The sequence below is a fragment of the Ramlibacter pallidus genome (genome assembly GCF_015070875.1).
GTDB classification, from domain to species: domain Bacteria; phylum Pseudomonadota; class Gammaproteobacteria; order Burkholderiales; family Burkholderiaceae_C; genus Ramlibacter; species Ramlibacter pallidus.
In genome coordinates this window covers 519,728-546,200 of the sequence record NZ_JADDIV010000002.1, presented here as the reverse complement: position 1 = coordinate 546,200, position 26,473 = coordinate 519,728, and the positions used below count along the sequence as shown (strand labels likewise).

The 26,473-nt window shown below is 71.5% G+C and carries 21 protein-coding genes; 10 read left to right on the top strand and 11 right to left on the bottom strand.

Annotated elements, in window-relative coordinates:
* The first annotated feature begins 50 nt into the window (after positions 1 to 50).
* Together IM787_RS07520 and IM787_RS07515 are read left to right on the top strand one after the other, a co-directional pair.
* Complete coding sequence (locus IM787_RS07520) at positions 51 to 1,736, top strand: PglL family O-oligosaccharyltransferase (RefSeq protein ID WP_193676017.1); 1,686 nt, start codon at positions 51 to 53, stop codon at positions 1,734 to 1,736.
* On the top strand, positions 1,733 to 3,382 hold the full coding sequence (locus IM787_RS07515; RefSeq protein WP_193676016.1) for a PglL family O-oligosaccharyltransferase: 1,650 nt from the start codon (positions 1,733 to 1,735) through the stop codon (positions 3,380 to 3,382). The genes IM787_RS07520 and IM787_RS07515 overlap by 4 nt, the downstream gene beginning before the upstream one ends.
* On the opposite strand, the gene moaC is transcribed toward IM787_RS07515, so the two are convergent.
* Positions 3,367 to 3,846: a cyclic pyranopterin monophosphate synthase MoaC gene (moaC, locus tag IM787_RS07510; protein WP_193676015.1), complete on the bottom strand. Its 480-nt coding sequence runs from the start codon at positions 3,844 to 3,846 to the stop codon at positions 3,367 to 3,369. The genes IM787_RS07515 and moaC overlap by 16 nt on opposite strands.
* Here moaC and tfpZ point away from each other — a divergent pair.
* Entirely contained in the window at positions 3,845 to 4,645 is an 801-nt protein-coding gene (tfpZ, locus tag IM787_RS07505) for a TfpX/TfpZ family type IV pilin accessory protein (RefSeq protein ID WP_193676014.1), read from the top strand. The two genes, moaC and tfpZ, sit on opposite strands and share 2 nt — an antisense overlap.
* A complete protein-coding gene (locus IM787_RS07500) occupies positions 4,642 to 6,129 on the top strand; it encodes a M48 family metalloprotease (RefSeq protein ID WP_435531146.1) in 1,488 nt (495 codons plus the stop codon). The genes tfpZ and IM787_RS07500 overlap by 4 nt, the downstream gene beginning before the upstream one ends.
* Here the strand turns inward: IM787_RS07500 and IM787_RS07495 are convergent.
* Genes IM787_RS07495 through IM787_RS07485 form a run of 3 tightly spaced genes read right to left on the bottom strand, consistent with a single transcriptional unit; the run spans position 6,097 to position 7,630 of the window.
* Complete coding sequence (locus IM787_RS07495) at positions 6,097 to 6,450, bottom strand: phage holin family protein (RefSeq protein ID WP_193676358.1); 354 nt, start codon at positions 6,448 to 6,450, stop codon at positions 6,097 to 6,099. The two genes, IM787_RS07500 and IM787_RS07495, sit on opposite strands and share 33 nt — an antisense overlap.
* Before the next feature lie 42 nt (positions 6,451 to 6,492).
* Complete coding sequence (locus IM787_RS07490) at positions 6,493 to 6,897, bottom strand: hypothetical protein (protein WP_193676013.1); 405 nt, start codon at positions 6,895 to 6,897, stop codon at positions 6,493 to 6,495.
* A 25-nt stretch (positions 6,898 to 6,922) separates the two neighbouring features.
* Positions 6,923 to 7,630: a TerC family protein gene (locus IM787_RS07485; RefSeq protein ID WP_193676012.1), complete on the bottom strand. Its 708-nt coding sequence runs from the start codon at positions 7,628 to 7,630 to the stop codon at positions 6,923 to 6,925.
* Between the two features lie 271 nt (positions 7,631 to 7,901).
* Here IM787_RS07485 and IM787_RS07480 point away from each other — a divergent pair, with 271 nt between their 5' ends.
* Positions 7,902 to 8,300 (top strand): DUF3717 domain-containing protein, encoded by a 399-nt coding sequence (locus IM787_RS07480; protein WP_193676011.1) that lies wholly within the window; start codon positions 7,902 to 7,904, stop codon positions 8,298 to 8,300.
* Positions 8,300 to 8,599, top strand: a complete 300-nt coding sequence (locus tag IM787_RS07475; protein ID WP_193676010.1) for a putative signal transducing protein — start codon at positions 8,300 to 8,302, stop codon at positions 8,597 to 8,599. Before IM787_RS07480 ends, IM787_RS07475 begins: the two co-directional genes overlap by 1 nt.
* Here the strand turns inward: IM787_RS07475 and IM787_RS07470 are convergent.
* Together IM787_RS07470 and purB are read right to left on the bottom strand one after the other, a co-directional pair.
* The gene (locus IM787_RS07470; RefSeq protein WP_193676009.1) at positions 8,596 to 9,168 is read right to left on the bottom strand and encodes a YaeQ family protein; all 573 of its coding nucleotides are present in this window, start codon (positions 9,166 to 9,168) and stop codon (positions 8,596 to 8,598) included. The two genes, IM787_RS07475 and IM787_RS07470, sit on opposite strands and share 4 nt — an antisense overlap.
* Before the next feature lie 11 nt (positions 9,169 to 9,179).
* Positions 9,180 to 10,559, bottom strand: coding sequence for an adenylosuccinate lyase (gene purB, locus IM787_RS07465; protein WP_193676008.1), 1,380 nt, complete (start codon positions 10,557 to 10,559; stop codon positions 9,180 to 9,182).
* A 130-nt stretch (positions 10,560 to 10,689) separates the two neighbouring features.
* Here purB and IM787_RS07460 point away from each other — a divergent pair, with 130 nt between their 5' ends.
* Positions 10,690 to 11,304: a glutathione S-transferase N-terminal domain-containing protein gene (locus tag IM787_RS07460; protein WP_193676007.1), complete on the top strand. Its 615-nt coding sequence runs from the start codon at positions 10,690 to 10,692 to the stop codon at positions 11,302 to 11,304.
* Between the two features lie 265 nt (positions 11,305 to 11,569).
* On the opposite strand, the gene IM787_RS07455 is transcribed toward IM787_RS07460, so the two are convergent.
* Positions 11,570 to 12,127 (bottom strand): glutathione peroxidase, encoded by a 558-nt coding sequence (locus IM787_RS07455; protein WP_227494160.1) that lies wholly within the window; start codon positions 12,125 to 12,127, stop codon positions 11,570 to 11,572.
* A 129-nt stretch (positions 12,128 to 12,256) separates the two neighbouring features.
* On the opposite strand from IM787_RS07455, the gene IM787_RS07450 reads away from it, so the two are divergent.
* On the top strand, positions 12,257 to 13,120 hold the full coding sequence (locus tag IM787_RS07450; protein WP_193676005.1) for a ferritin family protein: 864 nt from the start codon (positions 12,257 to 12,259) through the stop codon (positions 13,118 to 13,120).
* A gap of 56 nt (positions 13,121 to 13,176) precedes the next feature.
* Positions 13,177 to 13,602: a D-glycero-beta-D-manno-heptose 1-phosphate adenylyltransferase gene (rfaE2, locus tag IM787_RS07445; protein WP_193676357.1), complete on the top strand. Its 426-nt coding sequence runs from the start codon at positions 13,177 to 13,179 to the stop codon at positions 13,600 to 13,602.
* A 21-nt stretch (positions 13,603 to 13,623) separates the two neighbouring features.
* On the opposite strand, the gene IM787_RS07440 is transcribed toward rfaE2, so the two are convergent.
* The 4 genes from IM787_RS07440 to glnE form a co-directional block, all read right to left on the bottom strand.
* The gene (locus tag IM787_RS07440; protein ID WP_193676004.1) at positions 13,624 to 16,731 is read right to left on the bottom strand and encodes an efflux RND transporter permease subunit; all 3,108 of its coding nucleotides are present in this window, start codon (positions 16,729 to 16,731) and stop codon (positions 13,624 to 13,626) included.
* Positions 16,732 to 16,741: 10 nt separating this feature from the next.
* Positions 16,742 to 17,935, bottom strand: coding sequence for an efflux RND transporter periplasmic adaptor subunit (locus IM787_RS07435; RefSeq protein WP_193676003.1), 1,194 nt, complete (start codon positions 17,933 to 17,935; stop codon positions 16,742 to 16,744).
* Positions 17,936 to 17,972: 37 nt separating this feature from the next.
* On the bottom strand, positions 17,973 to 19,388 hold the full coding sequence (locus IM787_RS07430) for an efflux transporter outer membrane subunit (RefSeq protein WP_193676002.1): 1,416 nt from the start codon (positions 19,386 to 19,388) through the stop codon (positions 17,973 to 17,975).
* 139 nt (positions 19,389 to 19,527) lie between these two features.
* Positions 19,528 to 22,326 carry a bifunctional [glutamate--ammonia ligase]-adenylyl-L-tyrosine phosphorylase/[glutamate--ammonia-ligase] adenylyltransferase gene (gene glnE, locus IM787_RS07425; protein WP_193676001.1) on the bottom strand — a complete coding sequence of 933 codons (2,799 nt, stop codon included), beginning with the start codon at positions 22,324 to 22,326 and terminating at the stop codon, positions 19,528 to 19,530.
* Positions 22,327 to 22,350: 24 nt separating this feature from the next.
* On the opposite strand from glnE, the gene IM787_RS07420 reads away from it, so the two are divergent.
* Entirely contained in the window at positions 22,351 to 26,460 is a 4,110-nt protein-coding gene (locus IM787_RS07420; protein ID WP_193676000.1) for a YhdP family protein, read from the top strand.
* The last annotated feature ends 13 nt before the right edge of the window (positions 26,461 to 26,473 follow it).

Genomic DNA, 26,473 nt, shown 5'->3' with positions numbered 1-26,473 from the left:
AAGGGGTCCTGCATCCCGCCAAGGCGCCCCCCACGGGGCGCCTTTTTGCATTGGCGGTCCAGCTTCTCGCCGTGCTGGGGTCGCTCGCCCTGCTCGCGTCGTGGCTGGCGCCCAACCACTACCCGCCCTGGACGAGTTTCCACAGCGAGGCGCCGGCGTTCACCGCGCTCGCCTGCCTGGTGCTGGCGCGCCTGCTGCATCCGCATCCCGTGCGCGCGGGCGCGGCCTTCGTCCTGTTCGTCCCGCTGGCGCTGCTGATCGGCGCCCAATGGCTGGGCGGATGGATCTACTACCGCGGGGACGCCGCCATGAGCGCCCTGTTCGTCCTCGGCGCCGCGCTGGCCTTCTGGCTGGGACAGAACAGCGACACCCTCCGCAAGCCCGACGCCTTCACCTGGCTCGCGGCGCTGGTGACGACGGGCGCGTGCGTCGCCGTGCTGATCGGCGTGCTCCAGTGGCATGGGCTCGAGCCTTCCTGGGGCATCTACGCAACCGATCGTGGGCCGAACCTGCGCGTCTTCTCCAATCTCGCGCAGCCCAACCACCTGGCGACGCTGTGCCTGACGGGCGTGGCGATGGCGCTCTGGCTGCACAGCCGCGCCGTGCTGAACCGATGGCAGCTCGCGACGATGGTGGCGTGGCTCTCGCTGGGCATGGTGCTCACGGAATCGCGTGCCGTCCTCGCGTGCGCGTTCGCGCTGGGCCTGCTGCTCCTGTGGAGCCGCCGCCTTTCGCCGGTGCACTGGAGCATCATCCCCGCATGGTGGGCAGCGCTGGTGGCCGGATACGTGCTCCTGCCGGTCCTGAACGAAGCGCTCTACCTCCTGCCCGCCCGGGAGGAGCAGATCGCCCAGCACGGCCTGCGTGTCACGATGTGGCGCCAGGCGCTCGCTGCGATCGCCGATGCACCCTGGCTGGGGCACGGCTGGCGCCAGACCCTCCTGGCATTGAAGCAGGCGGCCGCGCAGGTGCCCGGCACGCTCGTGACCGACTATGCGCACAACGTGGTGCTCGACGTGCTGGTCTGGGTCGGCGTCCCGCTCGGCGTCCTGCTGCTCGGCGGCTTCGGGTTCTGGGCGGCACGCAGCTGGCTGCGCATCGCCGACACGCGGCAGCTGCTCCTGCTCGGGGCCGCATCCCCGGTGCTGGTCCACAGCTTGTTCGAGTTCCCGTTCGCCTACGCGTACTTCCTCTTTCCCGTGGCCTGGCTGCTGGGCGCCCTCGAGGCGAGCCAGCGGACCGGCCGCGCCGCCGGCCGCCTGCCGTCGCCGTCGCCGGGCACGTGGGTGCGTGCGCAGGTGTTTGCGCTGGTCGGCATCTACATCGCCACCTGCATCGTGGTCGTCCGTGATTACCTCCAGGTGGAACAGGACTACCAGGTCATGCGGTTCGAACTCCGCAAGATCGGCCAGAGGCCGCCGGGGCATGAAGCACCCGACCTCCTGCTGCTCACCCAGCTGGGCGACCTGATCGAACTGGGGCGGGTGGAGGCGCGGCCGGGCATGCCGCCCGAACTGCTTCGGCGGCTGGGCGAGGCCTCGCGCCGCAACGGCTGGGCCACGCTCGACCTGACCTACGCGACGGCGCTGGGCATGAACGGCCGCCACGAGGAAGCCTCGCGGGAACTCGCGCACATGCGCGGGACATACGGCGGAGAAAGCGCCTCCCAGGCGTACAGCATGTTCAGGAACTTCCGCGTCAATCATCCGGAACTGGCTCCCGTCGTCGTGCCATGACCCCTGCAAGCTGGCGTGCCCCCGCGACGGGACGCGCCGTGGCGGCCGGTGCTCTCGGCGCCTTGCCGTGGCTCCAGCCGCTCGCTGGCGGACCCTCGCCGGCGGTGTCGTCGTGGCTGGCGACCGCGGCCTGCGTGGTCGCGTTGTGGGCACTCGCGCGGCCGCCGTTGACCGGTCCGGGGCCGCGCCAGCTGGCAGGGCTCGCGCTGGCCCTCGTGGCCTGGGGCGTCGTCGTCGCGGGCCAGGTGACGCCGGCGCTCGTGTACCTGGCGGGCGGCCTGGCGCTCGTGCTGTTGTCGGCCGCGGCCGGTCGCGACCCGCGCCTGTCGACCGCGTTGCAATGGGCGTTGCTCGGCGCCGCCGGGGCCAGCGCGGTCTTCGGGCTGCTGCAGTATTTCGGCGGCGCAGGGCGCGCCGCGCCCTGGATCCACGCCGCCGAGGTGGGGGTCGCCTACGCCAACCTGCGCCAGACCAACCAGTACGCCACGCTGTGCTGGATCGGGGTGGCGGTCGCCTGCTTCGGCACCTTGCGGCTGCGACCCGTGCTCGCCGCCGGCCTGGTGGCCCTGCTGGCGATCGGCTGCGCCGCCTCGGCGTCACGCACCGGCTTGCTCGCGCTGGGCGTGCTGGCCGCCCTTTGTGCCGCATGGCCCGGTCCCGACCAGCCCCGTCGCCTGGTGCTGTGCGCGACGGCGATCGCCGCCTATGCGGCCGGCGCCCTGCTGTTGCCCTTGCTGCTGGAGGTGTTCGCGGGCGTGGTCCCGGGCCGGCGCCTCTGGGCACGGCTCGGCGCCGGCGAAACGTGCGTCAGCCGCAGGGTGCTCTGGTCCAACGTGCTGCATCTCGTCGCGCAGCGCCCCCTGGCCGGATGGGGTTGGGGCGAGCTCGACTTCGCCCACTACGCCACCCTCTACGAGGGCGCGCGCTTCTGCGACATCCTCGACCACGCGCACAACCTGCCGTTGCACCTGGCGGTCGAACTCGGCGCGCCGGTCGCCGTCCTCGCCACGGCGGGCCTCCTGGCCTGGGTGTGGCGCCGCCGGCCCTGGGCCGAAGGCCAGCCCCTGCGCCGGCTTGCCTGGGCGTTGCTCGCGCTCGTCGGCTTGCACAGCCTGCTCGAGTACCCCCTCTGGTACGGCCCGTTCCAGCTCGTGCTGGGGCTGTGCATCGGCTGGCTGTCTGCCGCCGAAGGAGCGGCGAATGCCGACGCCAAGCCACTGGCGCACGGCCGCTGGCGCCGCGGCGCCGGGACCGCGCTGCTGGTGGCCGCCGTCGGCTACGGCGCCTGGGACTACCTGCGCGTTGCGCAGATCTACCTGCCTCCCGAGCAGCGCCAGGCGGCCTGGCGCGAGGACACCCTGGAGCACGTGCGCGCCTCCTGGCTGTTCCAGGGACAGGCCCGCTTCGCCGACGTGACCCTCGCGACGCCGACGCGGGCCAACGCGACGTGGATGTACGACGCCGCGAGCCGCGCCCTGCACGATTCCCCGGAGCCGCGCGTGATCGAGCGGGTGATCGAAAGCGCGGTCCTGCTGGGGCGCGACGACGAGGCGATGCTGCACCTGGCGCGCTACCGTGCCGCGTTCCCGCAGGCGCATGCCGAGTGGCAGCAGCGGCAGCGCCACCCGCGTCAGGTGGCTCGGTAGCTGCCCGATTTGCCGCCGTGCTTTTCCAGCAGCTTCACGTCGGTGATCGTCATGCCGCGGTCCACCGCCTTGCACATGTCGTAGACCGTGAGCAGGGCGACGTTGACGGCGGTCAGCGCCTCCATCTCGACGCCGGTGGGGCCGACGGTTTCGACGGTGACGCTGCACGCGACCGCGGGCGTCGGGCCGTCTTCCAGCGCGAAGTCCACCGCCACGCGGGTGAGGGCCAAGGGGTGGCAAAGCGGGATCAGGTCGCTGGTCTTCTTGGCGGCCTGGATCGCGGCGATGCGTGCGATGCCGAGGACGTCACCCTTCTTCACGCTGCCGCTCTGGATCAGCGCGAAGGTAGCGGGTAGCATTTCGATCCGCCCGCGCGCCACGGCAACGCGGTGCGTCGCTGCCTTGGATGCGACGTCCACCATGTGGGCCTGGCCCTGCGCGTCAAAATGGGTCAATCCGCTCATGCAACCACCCTCGATTCCGGTCAACGATCATACGGCCAGCTTCGACTGGCCCGGCCGGCTGCGCGCCGCCGGCATCCACCTCTCGCTGAGCGCGGTGGTGGCGGCACTGGCGGCGCTGCTGGTCTTCGCGCTCTGGTATCCCTATCCGTACGGCGAGCTGTCCGGCGGCCGCGCGCTGTTCCTGCTCGTGGTGTCGGTCGACGTCGTGCTCGGTCCGCTCATCACGCTGGCCATCTTCAACCGCCGCAAGCCGCGCACCGAACTGCGGCGCGATCTCGCGGTGGTGGGCCTGCTGCAGGTCGCAGGGCTGGCCTACGGCCTGTGGACCGTCAACCTGGCCCGTCCCGTGCACATGGTGTTCGAGCTGGACCGCTTTCGCGTGGTGCACCAGGTGGACATTCCGCTGGAGATCCTCGATCGCACGCCTCCCGGGATCACGGCCATTCCCCTCGGCCGGCCGACGCTGCTGTCCCTGCGGCCCTTCCGCAGCGAGCAGGAGAAGCTCGACTTCACCCTGGCGGCCCTCGGCGGCGTGCACCTGTCCGCCCGCCCCGACCTGTGGGAGCCCTACGAAGCCGGTCGCGAGCGCATCCTGGCCGCGGCGAGGCCGGTGCAGGACCTCGCACGCCGCTTCCCGGCGCGCGCCGCCGAGATCGAGGCCGCGCTGCGCAAGGCCAATGCCGAGCCAGCGCAGGCGGCATACTTGCCTCTGATCGCGCGCAAGGCGGAAGCCTGGACGGTCCTGCTCGATGCGCGCTCCGCGCAAGTGATCGGTTACCTGCCCCTGGATTCGTTTTGACCCCTTCCCTTTCCCGCCGCCTTGCCGCGGCCCTCCTGGCCTTCGGCGTCGCCATCACCCCGGCGCGGGCCCAGCTGCCCTCGCTGGGTGACGGCAGCGAGATGAGCACGGCCGCGGAGCGCAAGCTCGGCGAACGCATCGCGCGCGAGCTGTACCGCGACCCGGATTACATCGACGACCCCGTGCTCGTCGAATACGTGCAGGGCATCTGGCAGCCGCTGATGGCGGCGGCGCGCGCGCGCGGCGAACTCACGCCCGAACTCGACGAGCGCTTCGCCTGGCAGGTCCTGCTGGGCAAGGACCGCAGCATCAATGCCTTCGCGCTGCCCGGAGGCTGGCTCGGCCTGCACCTCGGGCTGGTGAGCGTGACGGCGACCCGCGACGAACTCGCTTCGGTGCTGGCCCACGAACTGAGCCACGTGACGCAGCGCCACATCTCGCGCCTGGTGACCAACCAGAACCAGCAGGCGCCGCTGATGCTCGCCGCCATGATCCTGGGGGCGCTGGCGGCCAGCAAGAACTCGCACGCGGCCGCCGCCATCGGCACCGGCGCGCAGGCGCTGGCCGCGCAGCAGCAGCTGAACTTCTCGCGCGACATGGAACGGGAGGCCGACCGCATCGGCCTGGGCGTCATGTCGGCCGCGGGTTTCGAGCCCCAGGGCTTCGTCGCGATGTTCGAGAAGCTGCAGCAGGCCGCGCGCCTGAACGACAACGGCAACTACCCCTACCTGCGCACGCACCCGATGACCAGCGAGCGTGCCGCCGACATGCAGTCGCGCCAGCAGCTGTCCGGCCGCGGCCCGCTGCAGCCGACGCTGGAGCATGCGCTGGCGGCCGGCCGCGCGCGGGTGATCTCCAATCCCGGCGTGGACGCGCTCCGCGCAATGGTCACCGAGGCCGACGCGGGCAGTTTCGCCGCGCTGCCGCGCGTGCGCCAGGCCGGCGTGCTGTACGCGGCGACCTTCGCGGCTGCCCGCCTGCGCGAGCCGGCCGTGGTCGCGCGCCTGCAGCCGCGGCTGGATGCGGCCACCGCGGGCGATGCGGCTGCGCAGCGGCTCGCCCGCTTGCTGGCCGCCGAGATCGCCATGGCCCAGGGCGATGCCGCACGGGCGCTGCGCACGATCGACACCGAGAGCCGACGCCGGCCGGAACTTCTGCTGGCTGCGCAGGCGCAGGTGCAGACCGGGCGGGCCGCCGACGCGGCGCAGCGGCTGCAGACCTGGGTGGCGACGCAACCGCGCGATGCCGCAGCCTGGCAGCAGCTGTCGGCGGCCCATGCCGCACAGGGCCAGCCGCTGCGCGCGGTGCGCGCCGAGGCGGAGGCCCGCGTCGCTCAGCTCGACTACACGGCGGCGCTCGACCGCTTCAAGGCCGCGCAGGAACTCGCGCGCAAGGGCGGGGGCGACCACATCGAGGCGTCGATCGTCGACACCCGCGCCCGCGAGGTGGAATCACTTCTTCGCGAACAGGCGCTCGAGCGCTGATTCGATGACCACGCCGACCACGGTGTAGATCAGCGAGCCGATCAGGGCGGCCCAGAAGCCGCGCACCTGGAAGCCGTCCAGCACGCCGGCGGCCGCCCAGAACACCAGGGCGTTGATGACGAAGAGGAACAGGCCCAGCGTGAGCACCGTCACCGGCAGGGTGAGGACCACGAGCACCGGCCGCACCACCGTGTTGAGCAGCCCGATCACCAGCGCCGCCAGCATCGCGGCGGTGAAACTGGTGACCTGCACGCCGCTGTAGACGTAGGCGACGAAAAGCAGCGCGGCGGCGCTGAGCAGCCACTTGACGATGAGCTTCAGCATGGCGGGAGGATAGCACCCGGGTCCCGCCCGGGCCGGCCGCTAGTCCAGTGCCAGCAGCAGCAGCGCGCCGACGCCGAACAGCCCCGGCGCGGCACGCCGTCCGTCCGTGCCGTCGTGGGTCTTCGGCCGCCGCACGTCGATGACGCGCGCCGTGCCGTGTTCGGCCATGAGGCTGCGCGTGAGCTCCGGCAGCGGCCCGCGGGCCAGCACCGGGGTCACGTCGTCGCCGCGCGCGCGCAGGGGCGGCACCACCTCGCCGAACAGCCGGTCCGCCCACTTGGCCCGCCAGTTCTCGCGCGCGGAGTGGCTCACCCACTTGCTGATGCGATGCGTCATGCGCGGGGCGCAGGCGACCAGCACCCAGTGCGTGGGGGCGCCGCCGACCGGCGGCATGCGCTGGCTGGCGTAGGCCGGGTCGTCCAGGTACACGATGACCTTGTCCATGCGAAGCTCCTTGCGGGTGCGCGCGTCAGGCGGCGTCGGCGGCGGCCGACCGGCGGGCCGCCGAACGGCCGGCCAGCCAGCCCGCGGCGAGCACGCCGGCCACGCAGGCCGCATACGTGCCCCAGCGCGCCGCCGTGTGCACCGCACCCTGCGGATCGAATACGCCATCGAGCAAAGGTTCCCCGATGATCATCTTGGCCGCGGTGAACGCCAGCACGGCGGAGCCGAGCTGGATGATGACGGGGAAGCGCTCCACCAGCGTCAGCACGACCTTGCTGCCGAACACGACGATGGGCACGCTGATCAGCAGGCCGATGACCACGAGGTCCATGGAGCCGTGCGCGGCGCCGGCGACGCCGAGCACGTTGTCCACGCCCATCAGCGCGTCGGCGACGATGATGGTCTTCATCGCGCCCCAGAAGGTGGTGGCGGCCGGGCCGTGCTCGTCGCCGCCGCCGTCGTCGGCCAGCAGCTTGTAGGCGACCCACAGCAGGCCGAGGCCGCCGACCGCCATGAGGCCCGGGACCTTCAGCAGCCAGACCACGCCCAGTGTCATCACCGACCGGACGGCGATCGCGCCGACGGTGCCCCAGACGATGGCCTTGTTCTTCAGGTGGGGCGGCAGGTTGCGGGCGGCGAGCGCGATCACGATCGCGTTGTCGCCGGCGAGCACCAGGTCGATGAGGATGATGGCCAGCAGGGCCGACCACCAGGCGGTGGACATGAACTCCATGAGCAACTCCGAAAGGGTGTGGATCCACCCGGGCAGCCGGCAGCGAAGTCGCGGGGAAGACGAAAGGTGCGCTTCGAAGCCGGGCACCCGGGCCCGTTTCGAAGGTCTTGCTCGGCCCGCACGCGGCGGGCCCGGCGAGCCGGAAGCGCGAGCTTCGTATTGACGGCCGGCCGAATGGGAGCTACTCCCCTTCGCGGAGCGGATTACACCACAACGCGGCCGCGCGGGCAGGCGCCCGGCGCTATCATGGCCCGCCGAGCTCTCCCCTCCCATGGCCGGCATCCACATCACCGACATCGAAGCCGCCATCAACCACTGGCGCGAGAAGAAGCCCTCGCCGGACGGCGTGACGCTGGCGCCCGAGCTGCGCGCCTTGGCCGAGGTGTATGCGCTGATGGTGTACTACCGCGAGGACGAAGCGGACGAGTCGACGTTCCCGCCCAAGGCTTATGCCGCCTGGAAGGCCTGGTACGACACGCAGCCGGACACCCCCTGCATCGCGATCTGCTCCACCAGCCAGGGCGACGCCGAGTGCAAGGGCTGCGGCCGCAGCTTCGAGGAGGTCCAGCGCTGGACCGAGATGTCGCCCGCCGAGAAGCGCACGGTGTGGCGCCGCATCACCCTGCAGGGCGACGCCTGGCGCTTCAACCGGTACGCCGAGCGTTCCTAGTGCGGCGCATCGCCCGGGCCCCCAACGCCGCGATCGCATCGCTCTGGGCCGACATGCTGCAGGAGGCCGGCATCGCGGCGAGCGTGCAGCGCCAGTACCTCTCCAGCGTGGCCGGCGAGATCCCGCCCGACCAGTGCCTGCCGGAGGTCTGGATCACGCACGACGAGCAGGAAGGCGCGGCGCGCGCGCTGCTGGACGAACTGCAGGCCCTGCCGCAGCGGCGCTGGCACTGCGCCTGCGGCGAGCTGGTGGAAGGCGGCTTCGAGTCCTGCTGGAACTGCGGCCGGCCGATGCCCTAGGCGGCCGGGCCCTTCCAGCGCACCGGCTCGATGTCGACGCTGCGCGCGCCGTCGCCCAGCATCAGCACGCCTTCCTGCAGCGTGGCCTGCAGCTGCATGGAGCGCTGCGCCAGCGCGGCGAGCGACTGCGAGGCTTCGGCCGGCACGCGGTACACCGACAGGTTCGCCAGGCGCGTGAGCTTGGTCTCGATGCCTTTCCACCAGACCTCCGCGGCGTGGTGGAAGGCGTACACCGCCACCTGGTCGGCCTGGCGGCAGGCCTTGGTGATCGCGGCGTCGTCGGGCTGGCCGACCTCGATCCAGCGGCGCGTGCGGCCGGTGAAGTCGCGCAGCCAGACGTCCGGGTCGTCCGGGTTGCTCAGGCCCATGCCGAAGGCGAGGGTGCCGTCGCCGCCGCAGACCGTCTGCAGTTCGTGCGCGTGGAAGGCCAGCGCCGCCAGTCGCACCATCATGCGCTCGTCGGTCTCGCTGGGGTGGCGCGCGAGCGTCAGCGCGTGGTCGGCGTAGTAGCCGTGGTCGATGTCGGCCACGGCGACCTGCGCCTTGAAGATGGTGGATTTGAGGGCCAAGGTCGGTCCGGCTAGACGCGGCGCGCGAGTTCGGCGGCCTTGCCGGTGTACGAGCCGGGCGTCATGGCCAGCAGGCGGTCCTTCTCGGCCTGCGGGATCTCCAGCGAGCGGATCAGCGCGTGCAGGTCCGCGGCCGCGACCGTCCTGCCGCGCGTGACTTCCTTGAGCTTCTCGTAGGCGCCCTGCACGCCGTAGCGGCGCATGACGGTCTGGATCGGCTCGGCCAGCACTTCCCAGGCGCCGTCCAGGTCCTCGTGCAGCGCTTCGGCATTGAGTTCCAGCTTGCCCAGGCCGATGCCGAGCGAGTGATACGCCAGCGCCGCGTAGCCCAGGGCCACGCCCATGTTGCGCAGCACCGTGGAGTCGGTCAGGTCCCGCTGCCAGCGCGAGACCGGCAGCTTCTCGGACAGGTGCCGCAGCAGCGCGTTCGCGAGGCCCAGGTTGCCCTCGGCGTTCTCGAAGTCGATCGGGTTGACCTTGTGCGGCATCGTCGACGAGCCGATCTCGCCTTCGCGCAGCTTCTGCTTGAAGTAGCCGAGGCTGACGTAGCCCCAGACGTCGCGGCTGAAGTCCACCAGGATGGTGTTCGCGCGCGCCACCGCGTCGAACAGCTCCGCCATGTAGTCGTGCGGTTCGATCTGGATGCTGTAAGGCTGGAAGGTCAGGCCCAGCCCCAGGGGCTCGGGCGACTCGATCACCTTGCGGCTGAAGGCTTCCCAGTCGAAGTCCGGCCACGCGGCCAGGTGCGCGTTGTAGTTGCCCACCGCGCCGTTCATCTTGCCCAGCAGCCTGACGCCCGCGACCTTCTCGCGCGCGGCGGCGAGGCGCACCACCACGTTGGCGATCTCCTTGCCCACCGTGGTGGGGCTCGCCGTCTGGCCGTGCGTGCGGCTGAGCATCGGCACGTCCGCGTGCGCGTGCGCGAGCTCGCGCATCTTCTGGATCACGGCATCCAGGGCCGGCAGCAACACCTGCTCGCGCGCGCCCTTGAGCTGCAGCGCGTGGCTGGTGTTGTTGATGTCCTCGCTGGTGCAGGCGAAGTGCACGAACTCGCTGGCGGCGCGCAGTTCCGGACGGGCCTCGAACTTCGACTTGATCCAGTACTCGACCGCCTTCACGTCGTGGTTGGTGGTCTTCTCGATCTCCTTGATGGCGGTCGCGTCCGCCTCCGAGAAGTTCTTGACCAGGCCCAGGAGGTAAGTGCGCGCTCCGGGCGAAAGCGGCTTGAATTCGGCGAAGCCCGCATCGGACAGCGCGATGAACCAGCACACCTCCACCTGCACGCGCTTGTGCATGTAGCCCTGTTCGCTCATCAGGGGACGCAGCGGCGCCAGCCGCGTGGCGTAGCGGCCGTCCAGGGGGGACAGCGCCGAGATCGGGGAGAGTGCCATGGGCGGAATTGTAGGCCGCGCGTTTCCGGGCGCCCGGCGCGCAGGGCTGTCGCAGGCCGGCGACAGCAGGGAAAATCCGTTCCCCTAGAATGAAACCGAACCTCCCAAGAACTCGAACAGCAGGCCACCCATGAAGTTGATCGGATCGCTCTCCAGCCCCTACGTGCGCAAGGTGCGCGTCGTGATGGCCGAGAAGAAGCTGGACTACCAGTTCGTCGAGGAGGACGTGTGGTCCGCGGACACGGCGATCATGCATTCCAACCCGCTCGGCAAGGTGCCGTGCCTGGTGATGGAAGGCGGCGAGGCGCTGTTCGATTCGCGCGTGATCGTGGAATACCTGGACACCCTCTCGCCGGTGGGCAAGCTGATTCCCGCGGTCGGCCGCGAGCGCGCCGAGGTGAAGACCTGGGAGGCACTGGCCGACGGCGTGCTGGACGCCCTGGTCTCCGCCCGCCTGGAGGCGCACTGGTCGGGCCGCACGAAGGAGCAGCGCAGCGACGCCTGGATCGAGCGGCAGCTGGCCAAGACCCAGTCAAGCCTGAAGGCGATGAGCCAGGGCCTGGGCGACAAGCCCTTCTGCGCCGGCATCTACCTGAGCCTGGCCGACATCGCGGTCGGCTGCGCGCTGGGCTACCTCGAGTTCCGCTTCAAGGACATCGACTGGCGCTCGCCCTACCCCAACCTCGCCAAGCTGTACGAGAAGCTGGTGCAGCGTCCGAGCTTCGCCGAGACCATGCCTTCCTGAAGCGCGTGCATCCAAGGCAAAACGGCGGCCGAGGGCCGCCGTTTTCGCTGGAGAAGAAAAACGCTGCGAAGCGCCCCTGGACGAAGGAGGGAGGGAGGGAGGAGGAGAAGAGTCGTCTCGGGATTGCGATCCGGAACCTTGGCACCGGACGGCTTCGCAGCTGCAAAAGGAACAATGGAGTCCTGCCTCGTGCGGTGATGGACTCCGCCGCCGGCGCTGCGGTTCCCCGGCCGTGGCGCGCGGGGAGGTAAATTTTTGTGACCCGCTAGCGCGCGGCCAGCTGCTTTTCCACGGCCTGCAGCAGCTGCGCGTTGTCCGGCGCGGTCCGGCTGCCCCAGTGCGCGACCACCCTGCCGTCCCGGCCGATCAGGTACTTGTGGAAGTTCCAGGTCGGCGCCTGCCCGGTCTGAGCGGCGAGCTGGCGGAACAGCGGGTTGGCGTCCGCCCCGCGGACCGCGCTCTTGCCGAACATGGGGAACCTGACCCCGAAGGTGTTCTCGCAGAACTCCGCGATCTCCTTGTTGCTGCCCTTCTCCTGCGCGAAGTCGTTGGAGGGGAAGCCCAGCACCACCAGGCCACGGTCGCGGTACCTGGCGTGCAGCGCCTCCAGCCCCTGGTACTGGTGGGTGAAGCCGCAGAAGCTGGCGGTGTTCACCACCAGCAGCACGCGGCCGGCGTACTGGCACAGCGGCTGGGGCTTCTCGTCCTGCAGCCGGGCGAAGGTGTGCTGCAGCACGGCCGGGCAGGCCGCAGGCGCGGCCGGCGCCTGTGCGGGAGCCGCGGCGGGCCAGGCCAGGGCCAGCAGGAGGAGGGAGCGGAGCATGGGGGCCATGATGGCCCCGCGCCGGCGCGCTGTCCACGGCCAAGGCCCTACCGCGCGGCGGAAGCTGCCCGGCTGTCATCCACCTGACGCGGCGAGCACCTAAAATCAACGGTTACACGAAAGCCCGCCATGTTGTATCCGGAACTCTTCAAGCAGCTCGAATCCGTCCGCTGGGACATGGACAAGGACATCCCGTGGGACCAGTTCGACGCCTCGCTGCTCACCGAGGAGCAGGCGCAGACCATCAAGATGAACGCGATCACCGAGTGGTCCGCGCTGCCCGCCACCGAGATGTTCCTGCGGGACAACAAGCATGACAGCGACTTCTCGGCCTTCATGTCGATCTGGTTCTTCGAGGAGCAGAAGCACTCCCTCGTCCTCATCGAATACCTGAAGCGCTTCCGTCCGGACCTGGTGCCGACCGAGGAGGAACTGCACGAGGTCCGCTTCGAGTTCGAGACGGCGCCCCCGCTCGAGACGCTCATGCTGCACTTCTGCGGCGAGATCCGCCTGAACCACTGGTACCGCCGCGCGTCCGAGTGGCACACCGAGCCGGTCATCAAGCACATCTACCAGACCCTCAGCCAGGACGAGGCCCGCCACGGCGGCGCCTACCTGCGCTACATGAAGCGCGCGATCAACAAGTTCGGCATCGAGGCCAAGGCCGCCTTCGCCAAGGTGGGCGTGCTGATGGCGAGCGCGCGCCGCACCGCGCAGGCGCTGCACCCGACCAACCTGCACGTGAACAAGGCCCTGTTCCCGCGCGACACCATCCAGTCCCGCCTGCCCAACCCGGAATGGCTGGAGCACTGGCTGGACACGCAGATCAAGTTCGACGCGGTCTGGGAAACGAAGGTCGTCGAACGCATCCTGCACAACCTGAGCCTGCTGATGGACCGCAGCTTCAAGAGCGTGCAGGAGCTCAATCGCTACCGCAAGGAGCTGCAGGCCAGCCTGGCCAGCGGCGGCGGCGCCGCGCCCAACCCGGCGTGAGCGCGCCGCCGGATTTCCTCTCCAAGATCGTCGCGCGCGAGCAGGCGCCGGCGCGCATGGCGGCGCTGGCCGGCCCCGTCGTCTTCACCAACGGCGTGTTCGACGTGCTCCACCGCGGCCACGTCACCTACCTGGCGCAGGCGCGCGCCCTGGGCGGCAGCCTGGTGGTGGCGCTTAACACCGATGCCTCCGCGCGGCGCCTGGGCAAGGGCCCGGACCGGCCCCTGAACGCGCAGCAGGACCGCGCCATCGTGATCGCCGCGCTCGAAGCCGTGAGCCTGGTCACCTGGTTCGACGAGGACACGCCCGTGGAACTGCTGGCCGAACTGAAGCCGCAGGTGTACGTGAAGGGCGGCGACTACGACATGGCGAAGCTCGCCGAGACGCGCCTGGTGGAAGGGTACGGCGGCCGGGCGCTGGCCATTCCCTTCGTCGACGGCTATTCGACGACGCAGCTGGTCCGGCGCATCAGGCAGGCCTGAAGCGCCGGGGGCGGCGCCGCCCTAGGTGGCGGTTCCCGCCTTGACCTGCGCCGGCTTGTCCTTGCCGCGGCGCATCAGCCGGCCGCCCTGCTTGCGCAGCCAGTGCTCCACGTCGTCCACGTACTCGAACACCACCGGCACCACCAGCAGGCTGAGAACCGTGGACGTGAAGAGGCCGCCGATCACCGCGATCGCCATCGGCGAGCGGAAGCTCGGGTCGGCCGCACCCCAGCCGATGGCGATGGGCAGCATGCCCGCCACCATGGCGATGGTGGTCATGATGATGGGACGCGCGCGCTTGTGGCAGGCGTCCAGCAGCGCCTCGAAGCGGCCCATGCCGTGTTCGCGCCGCGCGACGATCGCGTACTCCACCAGCAGGATCGAGTTCTTGGTCGCGATCCCCATCAGCATGATCAGGCCGATCAGCGAGGGCATGGAGAAGGACTTCTGCGCGATCAGCAGGCCGACGAAGGCGCCGCCGAGCGACAGCGGCAGCGCGCTCAGGATGGTCACCGGGTGCAGGAAGTCCTTGAACAGCAGCACCAGCACGATGTAGATGCACAGCACGCCGGTCAGCATGGCCAGGCCGAAGCTCGCGAACAGCTCGCCCATCACCTCGGCGTCGCCGATCTCCACGACCTTCACGCCGGGCGGCAGGTTGCGCACGGCCGGCAGCTGCTGCACGGCGGCGGCGACGTCGCCCAGCGCCTGGCCGGACAGCTCGATCTCGAAGTTGATGTTGCGCGAGCGGTCGTAGCGGTCGATCACCGCCGGGCCGCCGGTGAGTTCCAGCGTCGCCACCTGTCCCAGCATCACGGTGCCGCCGGAGGCGGTCGGCACGTACAGGCGCTCGAGCACTTCGATGTTGCGGCGGGCGTCGTCGCGCAGCTTCACCACGATCGGCACCTGCCGCTGCGACAGGTTCAGCTTGGCCAGGGCCACGTCGTAGTCGCCCGCCGTCGCGATGCGCAGCGTCTCCGCGATCGCCGAACTGGTCACGCCCATGTCCGCGGCACGCGCGAAGTCCGGCCGCACCACGATCTCCGGCCGCACCAGCGACGCGGTGGAGGCGATCTGGCCAAGGCCGGGGATCGTGCGCAGGTCCTTGTCGACCGCCAGTGCCGCCGTCTGGAGCGCCTGCGGATCCTCGCCGCTCAGCACGAGGATGTACTTCTCGCCGGAGCCGCCGAGGCCGACCTTCGTGCGGACGCCGGGCAGCTGCTCCAGCGCGCGCCGGATCTCGTTCTCGATCGGCTGCTTGCGCGGGCGGTCGCCGCGGTCGGCCAGCAGCACGGTCAGCGTCGCCTTGCGCGCCTCGGCCGCGCCCGCGCTGGCGAAGGGATCGGTGCCCGCGCTGCCGCCGCCGATGGTGGTGTAGACGGTCTTGACGTGCTGGACCCCGGCCACGGCGCGGCGCGCCTGTTCCGCGATCGCCTTCGTGTTCTCCAGCGTGGAGCCGGGCGGCAGTTCCAGGTACACCTGCGTCTGCGAGTTGTCGTCCGGCGGGATGAAGCCGGTGGGCAGCAGCGGGATCAGGAAGACCGAGCCGATGAAGAACAGCGTGCCGAAGATCATCGTCTTCACGCGGTGCCGCATCGTCCAGTTCACCGACTTCATGTACAGCTGCATCCACTTGGGATCGGCTTCGTGCGTGACGATCGGCTTGAGCAGGTAGGCGGCCATCATGGGCGTCAGCACGCGCGCGACGACCAGCGAGGCGAAGACGGCCAGCGACGCCGTCCAGCCGAACTGCTTGAAGAACTTGCCGGCCACGCCGCTCATGAACGCGGTGGGCAGGAACACGGCGATCAGCGTGAAGGTGGTGGCGATCACCGCCAGCCCGATCTCGTCGGCCGCCTCCATGGCGGCTTCGTACGGCGTCTTGCCCATGCGCAGGTGGCGCACGATGTTCTCCACCTCCACGATGGCATCGTCGACCAGGATGCCGATCACCAGCGACAGCGCCAGCAGCGTCACCACGTTGATCGAGAAGCCCAGCAGGTACATGCCGATGAACGCGGGGATCACCGACATCGGCAGGGCGACGGCCGAGACGAAGGTGGCGCGCCAGTCGCGCAGGAACAGCCAGACCACGATGACCGCCAGGATGGCGCCCTCGTACAGCAGCTTCAGCGAGCTCTCGTACTCCTCCTCCACCGGCGTGACGAAGTCGAAGGCCTGCGTGAGCTCGATGTCCGGGCGCTGCACCTTCAGTTCGGCCAGCGCCTTCTGCACGGCGGCGCCGACCGCCACTTCGCTCTCGCCGCGGCTGCGCGCCACCTCGAAGCCGACCACCGGCTTGCCGTCGAGCAGCGCGGCGGCACGCGGCTCGGCGATGGTGTCGCTGATCTCGGCCACGTCGGACAGCCGGATGCTGCGGCCGCCGGGCAGCGAGATCTCCATCTGCGCGATCTCGCGCGCGCTCTGCACGGTGGCCAGCGTGCGCACCGGCTGCTCGCCCCCGCCCAGGTCGGCGCGGCCGCCGGCGCTTTCGGTCTGCACCTGGCGCAGCTGGCGCGAGATGTCGGCCGCGGTCACGCCCAGCGACTGCAGCTTGAGCGGGTCGACCGCCACGCGGATCTCGCGCGTGACGCCGCCCACGCGGTTCACCGCGCCGACGCCGGGCACGGCCAGCAGCCGGCGCGAGAGGTCGTTGTCGACGAACCAGGACAGCGCCTCGTCGTCCATGCTGCGCGAGGCGATCGTGAAGGCGAGCACCGGCTGGCCGGCGAGTTCGAGCTTGCTGACGATGGGGTCGCGCAGGTCGGTCGGCATGTCCGAACGCACCTTGGCCACCGCCGAGCGCACGTCGTCCACCGCTTCCTGCACCGGCTTCTCCAGCCGGAATTCCGCGGTGAGCGTCACCACGCCGTCCTGCACCTTGGTGTAGATGTGCTTGAGGCCCTGCACCGTGGCGATGGAGTTCTCCAGCTTGCGCGCCACGTCGGTTTCCAGCTGCGACGGTGCGGCCCCGGGCAGGGCGGCCGTGACCATCACGGTCGGCAGGTCGATGTCCGGGAAGTTCTGCACCTTCATGGCCTTGAAGGACAGCAGCCCGGCGAAGGTGAGCAGCACGAACAGCATCACCGCCGGGATCGGGTTTCGGATGGACCAGGCTGAAACGTTCATGGACGGGTCCTCAGCGCGAGGCGCCGGAAGCAGCGGCCGCGGGCGCCGATGCGGAAGCGGAAGCAGGACGGGCCGGGCCAGAAGCCGCGGAAGCCGGCGCCGCGGCGGGCCCGCCGGCCACGCGCACCAGGTCGCCGTCGTTCAGGAAGCCGCCGCCGCTGGCGACGATGCGCATGTCCGAGGTGATGCCCGAGAGCACCTGCAGGCGGTCGTCGGCGATGCGGCCGATCTGCACCTTGACCTGGCGCACCCGGTTGTCCGGCTGCACCTGGAAGACGTAGCTGAAGCCCTCGCGCACCACCACCGCCTGCTGCGGCACGGTGAGCGCGGGCTGCGCGCCGAGGTCGAACTCGCCGCGCGCGAACATGCCGGCGCGGGCGCTGCCCGAAGCGGGGCCGGGCAGCGGCGACACGTCCACGTAGACGATGGCGACGCGCGACTGCGGGTCGACGGTCGGGCCGATCATGCGCACGCGGCCTTCGAGGCGCGCACCGCTGGTGGCGGTGATGATGGCGCGCGTCCCGGCGGTGAGGCGTCCCAGCTCGGACGCGGTCACTTCCGCGCGCCATTCCAGGCGGCCCTTGCGGATCAGGCGGAACAGTTCGGCGCCGTTCTGCACCACCGCGCCGACGGTGGCGGTGCGCGCGGAGATCACGCCGTCGTCCGGCGCGTGCACGGCGGTCTGCGACAGCCGCACCTGCTGCGCCTGCAACTGTGCGCGGGCGGCGGCCACGCGGGCCCGGGCCGTGGATTCGGCGGTGATGTACTGGTTGATCTGCGAGGCGCTCATGGCCCCCGTCTGCTGCAGCGTGCGCGCCCGGGCCGCGTTGTTGGCGGCGTCGGCGGCGCTGGCTTCGGCCTCGGCGAAGGCGGCGCGGGCCTGCGCGACCTCGGCCTCCAGCGTGTCGTTGGCGAAGCGCGCCAGGACCTGGCCGCGGCGCACGCGGTCGCCCACGCCGGCCAGCACTTCGGTGATGCGGTAGCCGCCGGCCTCGGCGCCGATGCTGGCTTCCTGCCAGGCCGCGAGGTTGCCGGTGGCGGCCAGCGTGACGGGCAGCATCGCCTGCACCGGCGTCGTCGTCGTGACGGTGAGGGCCGGCTTGCCGGCCTTGGCGGGTTCGGCGGCCTTGTCGCCGCAGGCGGCCAGCAGCAGGGTGAAGGCGGCGAGCAGGAGGGCGCGCCGGTTCCGGGGGGTCGGGTGCATCACGTTTCTTGTTCCTTGTTCTTCGTGGTTCTTCGGGTCAGGGCTGCGGCGCGGCCGGCGCGGCATCGGGCCGCTCCCAGCCGCCGCCCAGCGCGCGGTACAGCGCGATCCAGGCGGCGACGCGTTCGCGCTGCAGCGACACCAGCGCGGTCTCGGCGGCGAGCGCCACGCGCCGCTGGTCCTCCAGCTCGATGAGGCTGCCGAGACCGCTGCGGTACAGGGCCTCGTTCGCGGCGAACGACGCGCGGTAGCCCTCCACCGCGATGCGGGCGTCCTCGCTGCGTTCGCGCGCGCTCTCCAGGTTGACCAGGGCTTCCTCGACTTCGCGCACGGCCTGGCGCACGCGCGCCGCATAGAGCGCCACGGCTTCCTCGTAGCGGGCCTGCGCCGCATCCTCGGCGGCGGCGCGGCGGCCGGCGTCGAACACCGGCACGGTGAGCGCCAGCGGGCCGATCGTCCAGGTCTGCGCGTCGTTGGTCTGGCCGCCGGCGCGGATCCAGCCGGTCGAGATCTGCCCGCCGAGCGAGACACGGGGGAAGCGGTCCGCGCGCGCGACCCCGACTTCGGCGCTGGCGGCCTCGACCGCGCGTTCGGCGGCGAAGACGTCCGGCCGCTGCGCGAGCAGCCGCGCGGGCACGGCCGGCATCGCCAGCAGCGCGAAGCCGGTCGGCTCCGCCCACGGCGCGGCCAGGCGCTGGCGCAGCGCCGGCTCCGCGAGGCCGGTCAGCGCCACCAGCGCCTTGACGGTGAGGTCGCACTGCGCCTGCTGCTGCGTGCTGCGCGCGGAGCCCTCCGCGGCACTGGCGCGGGCCTGCGCGGCGACCGCCGGGGCCGTGAAGCCCGCATCGGCGCTCAGCTGCGTCAGCCGCGCGGTTTCGGCGCGCGAGCGGGCATCGTTGCGGGTCACCGCGAGTTGCCGTTCGCACGTGCGCAGGTCCAGGTACGACAGCGCCGTTTCCGCCGCGACGGCGACGCGCGCTTCGTGCCAGCCGGCTTCGGAGCCGGCCAGGCGCGCCCGCGCCGCGTCGGCTTGCGCGGTGCGGCCGCCGAACACGTCGAGCTCCCAGGCGAGCTGCAGGCCGGTCTGCGCGATCGTGGCGACCGTGGGCACGCCCTGCTGCGCGTTGCCCCGCGAAACGGAGGCGTTGCCGTCCAGTGCCGGCAGCAGGGCCGCACGCGCGGCGACGCGCGCGGCGCGCGCCTCCGCGATGCGGGCGCCGGCGGTGGCCACGTTCGGGTTCACCGTCTGCGCCGCCTCCACCAGGTCGACGAGCAGGGGATCGTTGAACTGCTGCCACCACTGGCGCAGGTCGGCGAGCGTGCCGGCATGCGGCAGCGGCGCATGCCAGCGCGGCGGGGCTTCGGTGCTGGCGGCGGCGGGTGGACGGGGGACGGCGCAACCGGCAAGCCATAGCAGGCCGGCCGCCGCCGCGAGCGTGCGCGAGAGCTTCATGCTTCCTTCCCTGATGGGGCTTCTTCGTCGCCGCGGGGGCGCGCCCTCGTGCGGCGCGAAGCAGCGAAACCCGCGAGCCTACCATCGGCCGGGCGATCTTGTCACCCGAAGGTACGCCCCGTTTCAGGGCGCGGGGTGCTCAACCGAAGACGTGCTTCCAGAGCGCCAGGATCGCCGCGCGTTCGGCCGCGAGGTGATCCTGCGGGACGGAGGTCGGTTCCTCGTTCAGGCGGGCATGGTGCTGCATGCGGCGCAACTCCCGATAGGCAGAGGCCGCGGCCTCGCCGGCGCCCGCGGGCAGCAGGCCGGCCGCTTCGGCGCGCCGCAGCAGCGCGATGTTGCCGACGTTGGGAACCAGTTCGGGATGCGCGCCGGACTGCGACAGCACCAGGAACTGCACGGCGAACTCGGCGTCGACCATGCCGCCCGGACTGTGTTTCAAGTCGAAACGGCCGGCCCGCACCGGGTGGGCAGCCCGGACCTTCTCGCGCATGGCCACGATCTCCCGCCGCAGGGCGGCAACGTCGCGCGGCGCGGTGATCACGGCCTCGCGGACCGCGTCGAAGCGCGGGCGCAGCGATTCCAGGCCGACCACGAAGCGTGCCCGCGTCATGGCCTGGTGTTCCCAGGTCCAGGCGGTGTTGCTGCCGCGGCGCTGCTGGTAGTCGTCGTAGGCGCGGAAGGTGGTCACCAGCAGGCCCGAGCTGCCGTTCGGCCGCAGCGCGGTGTCGATCTCGAACAGGTCGCCTTCGGCCGTGTTGGTCGAGAGCCAGTTGATGATCTTGCGCACGTAGGCCGCGTACGCGTCCGGAGCGCGCTCGTCCTCGTCCTCGTAGACGAACACGATGTCGAGGTCGCTGCCGTAGCCCAGTTCCTTGCCACCCAGCTTGCCGTAGCCCAGGATCGCGAACAGCGGGTCCTCCCGGTGGCGCTGCTTCAGGCGCTCCCAGCACCAGCGCGCGGTGACCCGCAGCGTGGTGTCGGCCAGCGCGCTCAGTTCGTCCGCCACCTCCTCGACCGTCAGCACGCCCTCGACGTCGCGCGCCAGCGTGCGGAACAGCTCCGCGTGGTGGGCGCGCCGCAGCAGGTTCAGCAGGGTCTCGTCGTCGGCTTCGCCCGTGATGGTCAGCGAGCGCTTGCGGTGCTCCAGTTCGCGCTCGAAATCGGCGGCGGCGAAGCGCTCCCTCAGGAGCCCGTCGCTGGCCAGTTCGTCGATCACGCCGGGATGCTGGATCAGGTAGCGGGCCGGCCACCGCGCGGCGCCGAGCACGCGCAGCAGGCGCTCGTGCACGGCGGGCCGTTCCCACAGCAGCGCGAGGTAGCTCTCGCGCCGCAGCAGCGGCTCGATCCAGTCGGCCATGCGCAGGGCGGCTTCCTCGGAGACGCGCCCTTCGTTCAGCCACTGGCCGGTGCGCGCGATCAGCCGGGACAGCCGGTGGCGCGCGTCGTCGCGCAGCGCCATCACGCGCGGGCTCCTGCACCAGCCGTGCACGCGCTGCTGCAGCTGCGCGGGCAGCTGTTCGAGGATGGTCTCCAGGTCCGGCGGCGCCTTGCTGCCCCTGGGCCCGGCGCAACTGCGGCATTCGGTCGCGCCCCCGCCCAGCAGCTTGTCGAACTCCTCCGCCACGAACTCGCGGTGGCCGTCGAGTTCGTGCAGGAAGGGACAGCAGTCGGCGTAACCCATGCTGCGCGCGATCCACGCCAGGTCGGAGTCGTCCTCGTCGTCGCTGCAGCCCAGGGGCAGCACGTGGGTCTGCTGGTCGTCGAGGTACTGGATGCGGTGCTCCACGCGCCGCAGGAAGACGTAGGCGGCCTCGAACGAGCGGGCCGTCTCCTCCGACATCAGGCCCGCCGCGGCGAGCCGCTGCAGCGCCTGCAGCGTCGGCCGCGTGCGCAGCTCCGGGAACTGGCCGCCGCGCACCACCTGCAGCAGCTGCACGGTGAACTCGATCTCGCGGATGCCGCCGCGCGAGAGCTTCACGTCGTTGGAGCGCTCGGGCCGGCCCGCGGCCCGCCGCGCGGCGTGCTCGCGGATCTGCCGGTGCAGCACGCGCAGGGCGTCGAACACGGCGTAGTCCAGGTAGCGCCGGAACACGAAGGGCAGCACCGCGGCGCGCAGCGCCTGGGCGGAGCCGTCGTCGATGCAGCTGCGCGGCGCGACGACCCGGCTCTTCATCCAGGCGAAGCGCTCCCATTCGCGGCCCTGCACCTGGAAGTAGTCTTCCAGCGCGCCCAGCGACACCGCCGGTGGGCCCGAATTGCCGTTCGGGCGCAGGGCGAGGTCGACCCGGAACACGAAACCGTGTTCGGTGACGTCGCCGATCAGGCCGAAGACCGCCTTGACGGCCTTGGCGAAATACTCGTGGTTGCTGATGCGGTTGCGGCCTTCGGCATTGCCCGCCGTCTCGCCGTCCTGGTCGTAGACGTACACCAGGTCGATGTCGCTCGACACGTTCAGCTCGCGGGCGCCCAGCTTGCCCATGCCGACCACCCAAAGCTGCGCACGGGTGCCTTCCGGCGTGAGGGGCGCGCCGTGCAGCGCATCGAGCTCGCCGCAGGCATGGACGCAGGCGGCGTCGAGCGCGAACTCCGCCAGTTCGGTGACCGCGGAGGTGATGTCCTGCAGCGGCGCCTGGAGGTCGCAATCGAGCACCGCCAGCCGTTCCATGACCAGCTGGCGCAGCACGCGCAGCGCCGAGGGCACGTCGTAACGCGCGTGTAAAGCCTGGTACGCGGTGCGCAGGGCGTCGTGCGTGGGCACGCCGGGCGGCAGCAGCGCGAGTTCGGCGGCGTAGCGCCGGCGCAGGCGCTGCACGAAACGCGAGTGGCCCGAGAGTGGAATTTGTCCGCCGGCGGTGTCGTCCGTCGCGACGCCGCCGCCGTTGTCGGAACCAGGGGTGCCGTCCGATGCCGAACCCGGCGCAACGCCCAGGGTCATAATTCCCGCCACTTCGAAGTCTTCATGAATGCGACGCCGCCGTATCCCTCACGCGCCCTGAGGCTCTTCGCAGCCGCTGCGAGGTGGTCGCTCGGGCTGCTGCTGGCCGCGTCCTTGCTGCTGGCGATCGCGTGGGGTGCGCTCCATGGATTCATTGTGCCGCGAATCGGCGAGATGCGTTCCGCGCTGGAAATCCGGGCCAGCCAGGTGCTGGGGATTCCCGTGCGCATCGGCGCCATCCGCGCCCAGACCGAAGGCCTGATCCCTTCGTTCACCCTGGAGAACGTGGAACTGCTCGACCCGCGCGGGCGCGTGGCGCTGCGCCTGCCCCTGGTGGTGGGCGCGCTCTCGCCGCGGTCGATGTTCAACCTGGGCTTCACGCAGCTGTACATCGACCGCCCCGAGCTGGAGATCCGGCGCGCCGCGGACGGCCGGGTGTTCGTGGCCGGCCTGGACGTCTCGCGCAGCAGCGACAACGAGGGCCGCGCCGCCGACTGGTTCTTCAGCCAGACGGAATTCATCCTCCAGGGCGGGCGGGTGCAATGGACGGACGAACTGCGCCGGGCGCCGCCGCTGGTGCTGAGCCAGGTGGAGTTCGTCGCCCGCAACGGCGCGCGCCGCCATGCGCTGCGCCTGGCGGCCACCCCGCCGCCGGAATGGGGCGACCGCTTCACCGTCACCGGCGTGTTCCGCCAGCCGCTGCTGACCGCGAACGCGGGCCGGTGGCAGGAATGGACCGGCGAGATGCACGCGGACTTCGCGGCCGTCGACGTGTCGCAGCTGCGTCGCCACGCCGCCCTCGGCTTCGAGCTGGCGCAAGGCCGCGGCCGGGTGCGGGCATGGGCCGACGTGCAGCGCGGCCAGGTGGTCGGCGGCACCGCCGACGTCGTCCTGCAGGACGTGAATGCCACCCTCGGCCCGCAGCTGCAGCCGCTGGCGCTGCAGTCGGTGTCCGGCCGGCTCGGCGGCAAGCGGCTGGCCGACGGCTTCGAGTTCCACACGCAGGACCTGCAGTTCGTCACGCAGGAAGGCCAGCGCTGGCCGGGCGGCAACGTCTCGGTGACCTGGAACGCCGCGGAAGGGCGGATGCCGGCCCAGGGCGAATTCCGCGCCGACCGGCTGGACCTCGGCGCCCTGAGCCAGATCGCGGCGCGCCTGCCCCTGGGGGCGGCGACGCACGCCGCCCTGCAGGCCTACGCGCCGCAAGGGCTGGTGGAAACCGTGCACGCGCGCTGGCAGGGCCCGCTCGATGCCTTGCACAAGTACCAGGCGCGCGGCCGCGCCAAGGGGCTGGAGGTGGCGGCGCGGCCCGGCCCGGACGGCGCGGCGGGGGTGCCCGGCATCCGTGGCGCAGCGCTGGAGTTCGATTTCACCGAAGGGGGCGGCAAGGCCCGCCTGGCCATCGAGCGGGGCGCGCTGGAGTTCCCCGGCGTGTTCGAGGAAGCCTCCCTCCCCTTCGATGCGCTCGGGGCCGACGTGCAGTGGCAGGTGAAGGGCCAGGACTGGTCGGTCAGCGTCGGCAACCTGCGGTTCGCCAACGAGGACGTGCAGGGCGAAGGCAAAGGCTCCTGGCGCACGGGGGATGCGTCGCAACCGGGCGGCGCGCGCTTCCCGGGCGTGCTGGACCTGCAGGCCAGCCTGAGCCGCGCCGACGGCACGCGCGTCTGGCGCTACCTGCCCAACGGCGTGGGGAAGAACGCGCGCGACTATGTGCGGCAGTCGGTCCAGGCCGGCACGGCGGCCAACACGAAGGCGCGCGTGCGCGGCGACCTGCGGCGCTTCCCCTGGGCCGACGGCGGCGGCGAGTTCCTCATCACCACCGACGTGCGCGACGTCACCTTCGCCTACGTCCCGAAGACGGGCGCGGCGGGTTCGGGCGCGTGGCCGCCGCTGGTGCAGCTGGCGGGCGAACTCGTGTTCCGCGGCAACGGCATGGAAGTGCGCGACGCGAAGGGCCGGGTGCAGGGTGCGCCGCGGCTGCAGGTGAACGCGCAGGCGCAGATCCCCGATTTCCACGTGCCCCAGGTGAACGTGCAGGGCAAGATCGCGGGGGTCGCCAGCGAAGCGCTGTGGGTGGTGAACAGCTCGCCCGCGGGCGGGATGTTGAACCAGGCCCTCGCCCGCGCCACCATCACGGGCAACGCGGAGGTCGACCTGCGGCTGGCGATGCCGCTGGCGGACCTTGCACGTTCGCAGGTGCAGGGCAGCGTGGTCCTCGCGGGCAACGACGTCCAGGTCACGCCCGACAGCCCGCTGCTGGCGCGGGCCCGCGGCAGCGTGCAGTTCGGCGACAAGGGCTTCCAGCTGGCCGGCGTGCAGGCGCGCGCGCTCGGCGGCGACGTGCGGTTGGAAGGCGGCACCCGTCCGGGCGCGGCGGGCGAGCCGGCGATCGTGCAGCTGCGGGCGCAAGGCACGGCCACGGCCGAGGGGCTGCGGCAGGCGCAGGAACTCGGCTTCGTCGCGCGGCTGGCGCGCGACTTCCAGGGCAGCACGGCCTATGCACTGGCGCTCGCATTCCGCCGGGGCACGCCGGAAGTGCAGGTCACCAGCAACCTGCAGGGCATGGCGCTGAACCTGCCCGCCCCGCTGAACAAGCCGGCGGAGGCGGCGATGCCGCTGCGTTTCGAGACGGCGCTCACGCGCGAAGCCCTGGCGCCGGGCGCGCCCCTGCAGGAACAGATGTCGCTCGACCTCGGGCGGCTCGCGTCCGTGCAGTTCGTGCGCGACCTGGCGGCGGCGGATGCCCGCGTGCTGCGCGGCAGCGTGGCCGTGGGCCTGGCGCCCGGCGAGAGCGTGGCGATGCCGGACCAGGGCGTGACGGCCAACGTGCAGCTGGCGACCTTCGACGTCGATGCCTGGGAGGACGCGATCGCGCGGGCTTCCGGGGGCGGCAGTCCGGTGGCGCTGCGCGGCGAGAACGCGCCGGGGCTGTCGTACCTGCCGTCGGTGCTGGCCGTGCGCGCGAAGGAGCTGAAGGTCGAAGGCCGCACCCTGCGCAACGTGGTCGTCGGCGGTTCCCGCGAGGACCGCACCTGGCGCGTCAACGTCGACGCCGACGAACTGAACGGCTACGTGGAATACCGCCAGCCGCAGAACACCGGTGCGGGCCGCGTGCACGCGCGGCTCGCGCGCCTGAGCATCGGCGCGTCGGAGGCGAGCGAGGTCGAGGCGCTGCTGGAACAGCAACCGGCCAACATCCCGGCGCTGGACGTCGTCGTCGACGAGTTCGAGCTCAAGGGCCACAAGCTCGGTCGGCTGGAGATCGACGCGGTCAACCGCGGGGCCGGGACGGTGGTGCGCGAGGGCGGCATCCGCGAGTGGCGCCTGAACAACCTGAGCCTGCGCACGCCGGAGGCGCTGTTCACGGCGTCGGGCAACTGGGCCGCCATCGGCGCGCAGCCGCTGCCGGCCGGTGCGCCGCGGCAGGACCCCAGGCCGGGGGAGCGGCGCCGGACGTCGATGAAGTTCCGCCTGGACATCGGCGATGCCGGCCTGCTGCTCGCGCGCTTCGGCATGAAGGACGTGGTCCGGCGCGGCCGCGGCAGCATGGAAGGCAACGTCTCCTGGCTCGGTTCGCCGCTGGCCTTCAACCATGCCAGCCTCACCGGCGGCTTCCACGTCGAGGTGGGCGGCGGCCAGTTCCTCAAGGCCGATCCCGGCATCGCCAAGCTGCTCGGGGTGGTCAGCCTGCAGTCGCTGCCGCGCCGGCTGGTGCTGGACTTCCGCGACGTGTTCACGGAGGGCTTCTCGTTCGACTTCCTGCGCGGCGACATCGTGATCGAGCAGGGCATCGCGTCCACGAACAACCTGCAGATGAAGGGCGTCAACGCCGCGGTGCTGATGGAGGGCAAGGCGGATATCGCCCGCGAGACGCAGGACCTGAAGGTGGTGGTCGTGCCCGAGATCAACGCCGGCACGGTGTCGCTGGTCGCCACCGTCATCAACCCCGCGATCGGCCTCGGCTCGTTCCTCGCGCAGCTGTTCCTGCGCCAGCCGCTGATGCGGGCAGCGACCCAGGAGTTCCACATCGACGGCACCTGGAGCGACCCGCGCGTCACGCGCGTGGCGCGCACGCCGGTGACGGAAACGACCGGCGCCACCGAGCCGCCCGCCAACGCGGGCACCGTGCGCTGAGGAAAGGCCCGCC

Coding starts and splice junctions, on each gene's coding strand:
- rfaE2 (WP_193676357.1), top strand. CDS start 13,177: ATGGCGGCGCTGGCCGGCCCCGTCGTCTTCACCAACGGCGTGTTCGAC.
- IM787_RS07455 (WP_227494160.1), bottom strand. CDS start 12,127: ATGCTCCGCTCCCTCCTCCTGCTGGCCCTGGCCTGGCCCGCCGCGGCT.
- IM787_RS07515 (WP_193676016.1), top strand. CDS start 1,733: ATGACCCCTGCAAGCTGGCGTGCCCCCGCGACGGGACGCGCCGTGGCG.
- moaC (WP_193676015.1), bottom strand. CDS start 3,846: ATGAGCGGATTGACCCATTTTGACGCGCAGGGCCAGGCCCACATGGTG.
- purB (WP_193676008.1), bottom strand. CDS start 10,559: ATGGCACTCTCCCCGATCTCGGCGCTGTCCCCCCTGGACGGCCGCTAC.
- IM787_RS07440 (WP_193676004.1), bottom strand. CDS start 16,731: ATGAACGTTTCAGCCTGGTCCATCCGAAACCCGATCCCGGCGGTGATG.
- IM787_RS07485 (WP_193676012.1), bottom strand. CDS start 7,630: ATGGAGTTCATGTCCACCGCCTGGTGGTCGGCCCTGCTGGCCATCATC.
- IM787_RS07430 (WP_193676002.1), bottom strand. CDS start 19,388: ATGAAGCTCTCGCGCACGCTCGCGGCGGCGGCCGGCCTGCTATGGCTT.
- IM787_RS07435 (WP_193676003.1), bottom strand. CDS start 17,935: ATGCACCCGACCCCCCGGAACCGGCGCGCCCTCCTGCTCGCCGCCTTC.
- IM787_RS07450 (WP_193676005.1), top strand. CDS start 12,257: ATGTTGTATCCGGAACTCTTCAAGCAGCTCGAATCCGTCCGCTGGGAC.
- IM787_RS07490 (WP_193676013.1), bottom strand. CDS start 6,897: ATGGACAAGGTCATCGTGTACCTGGACGACCCGGCCTACGCCAGCCAG.
- glnE (WP_193676001.1), bottom strand. CDS start 22,326: ATGACCCTGGGCGTTGCGCCGGGTTCGGCATCGGACGGCACCCCTGGT.
- IM787_RS07460 (WP_193676007.1), top strand. CDS start 10,690: ATGAAGTTGATCGGATCGCTCTCCAGCCCCTACGTGCGCAAGGTGCGC.
- tfpZ (WP_193676014.1), top strand. CDS start 3,845: ATGCAACCACCCTCGATTCCGGTCAACGATCATACGGCCAGCTTCGAC.
- IM787_RS07480 (WP_193676011.1), top strand. CDS start 7,902: ATGGCCGGCATCCACATCACCGACATCGAAGCCGCCATCAACCACTGG.
- IM787_RS07420 (WP_193676000.1), top strand. CDS start 22,351: ATGAATGCGACGCCGCCGTATCCCTCACGCGCCCTGAGGCTCTTCGCA.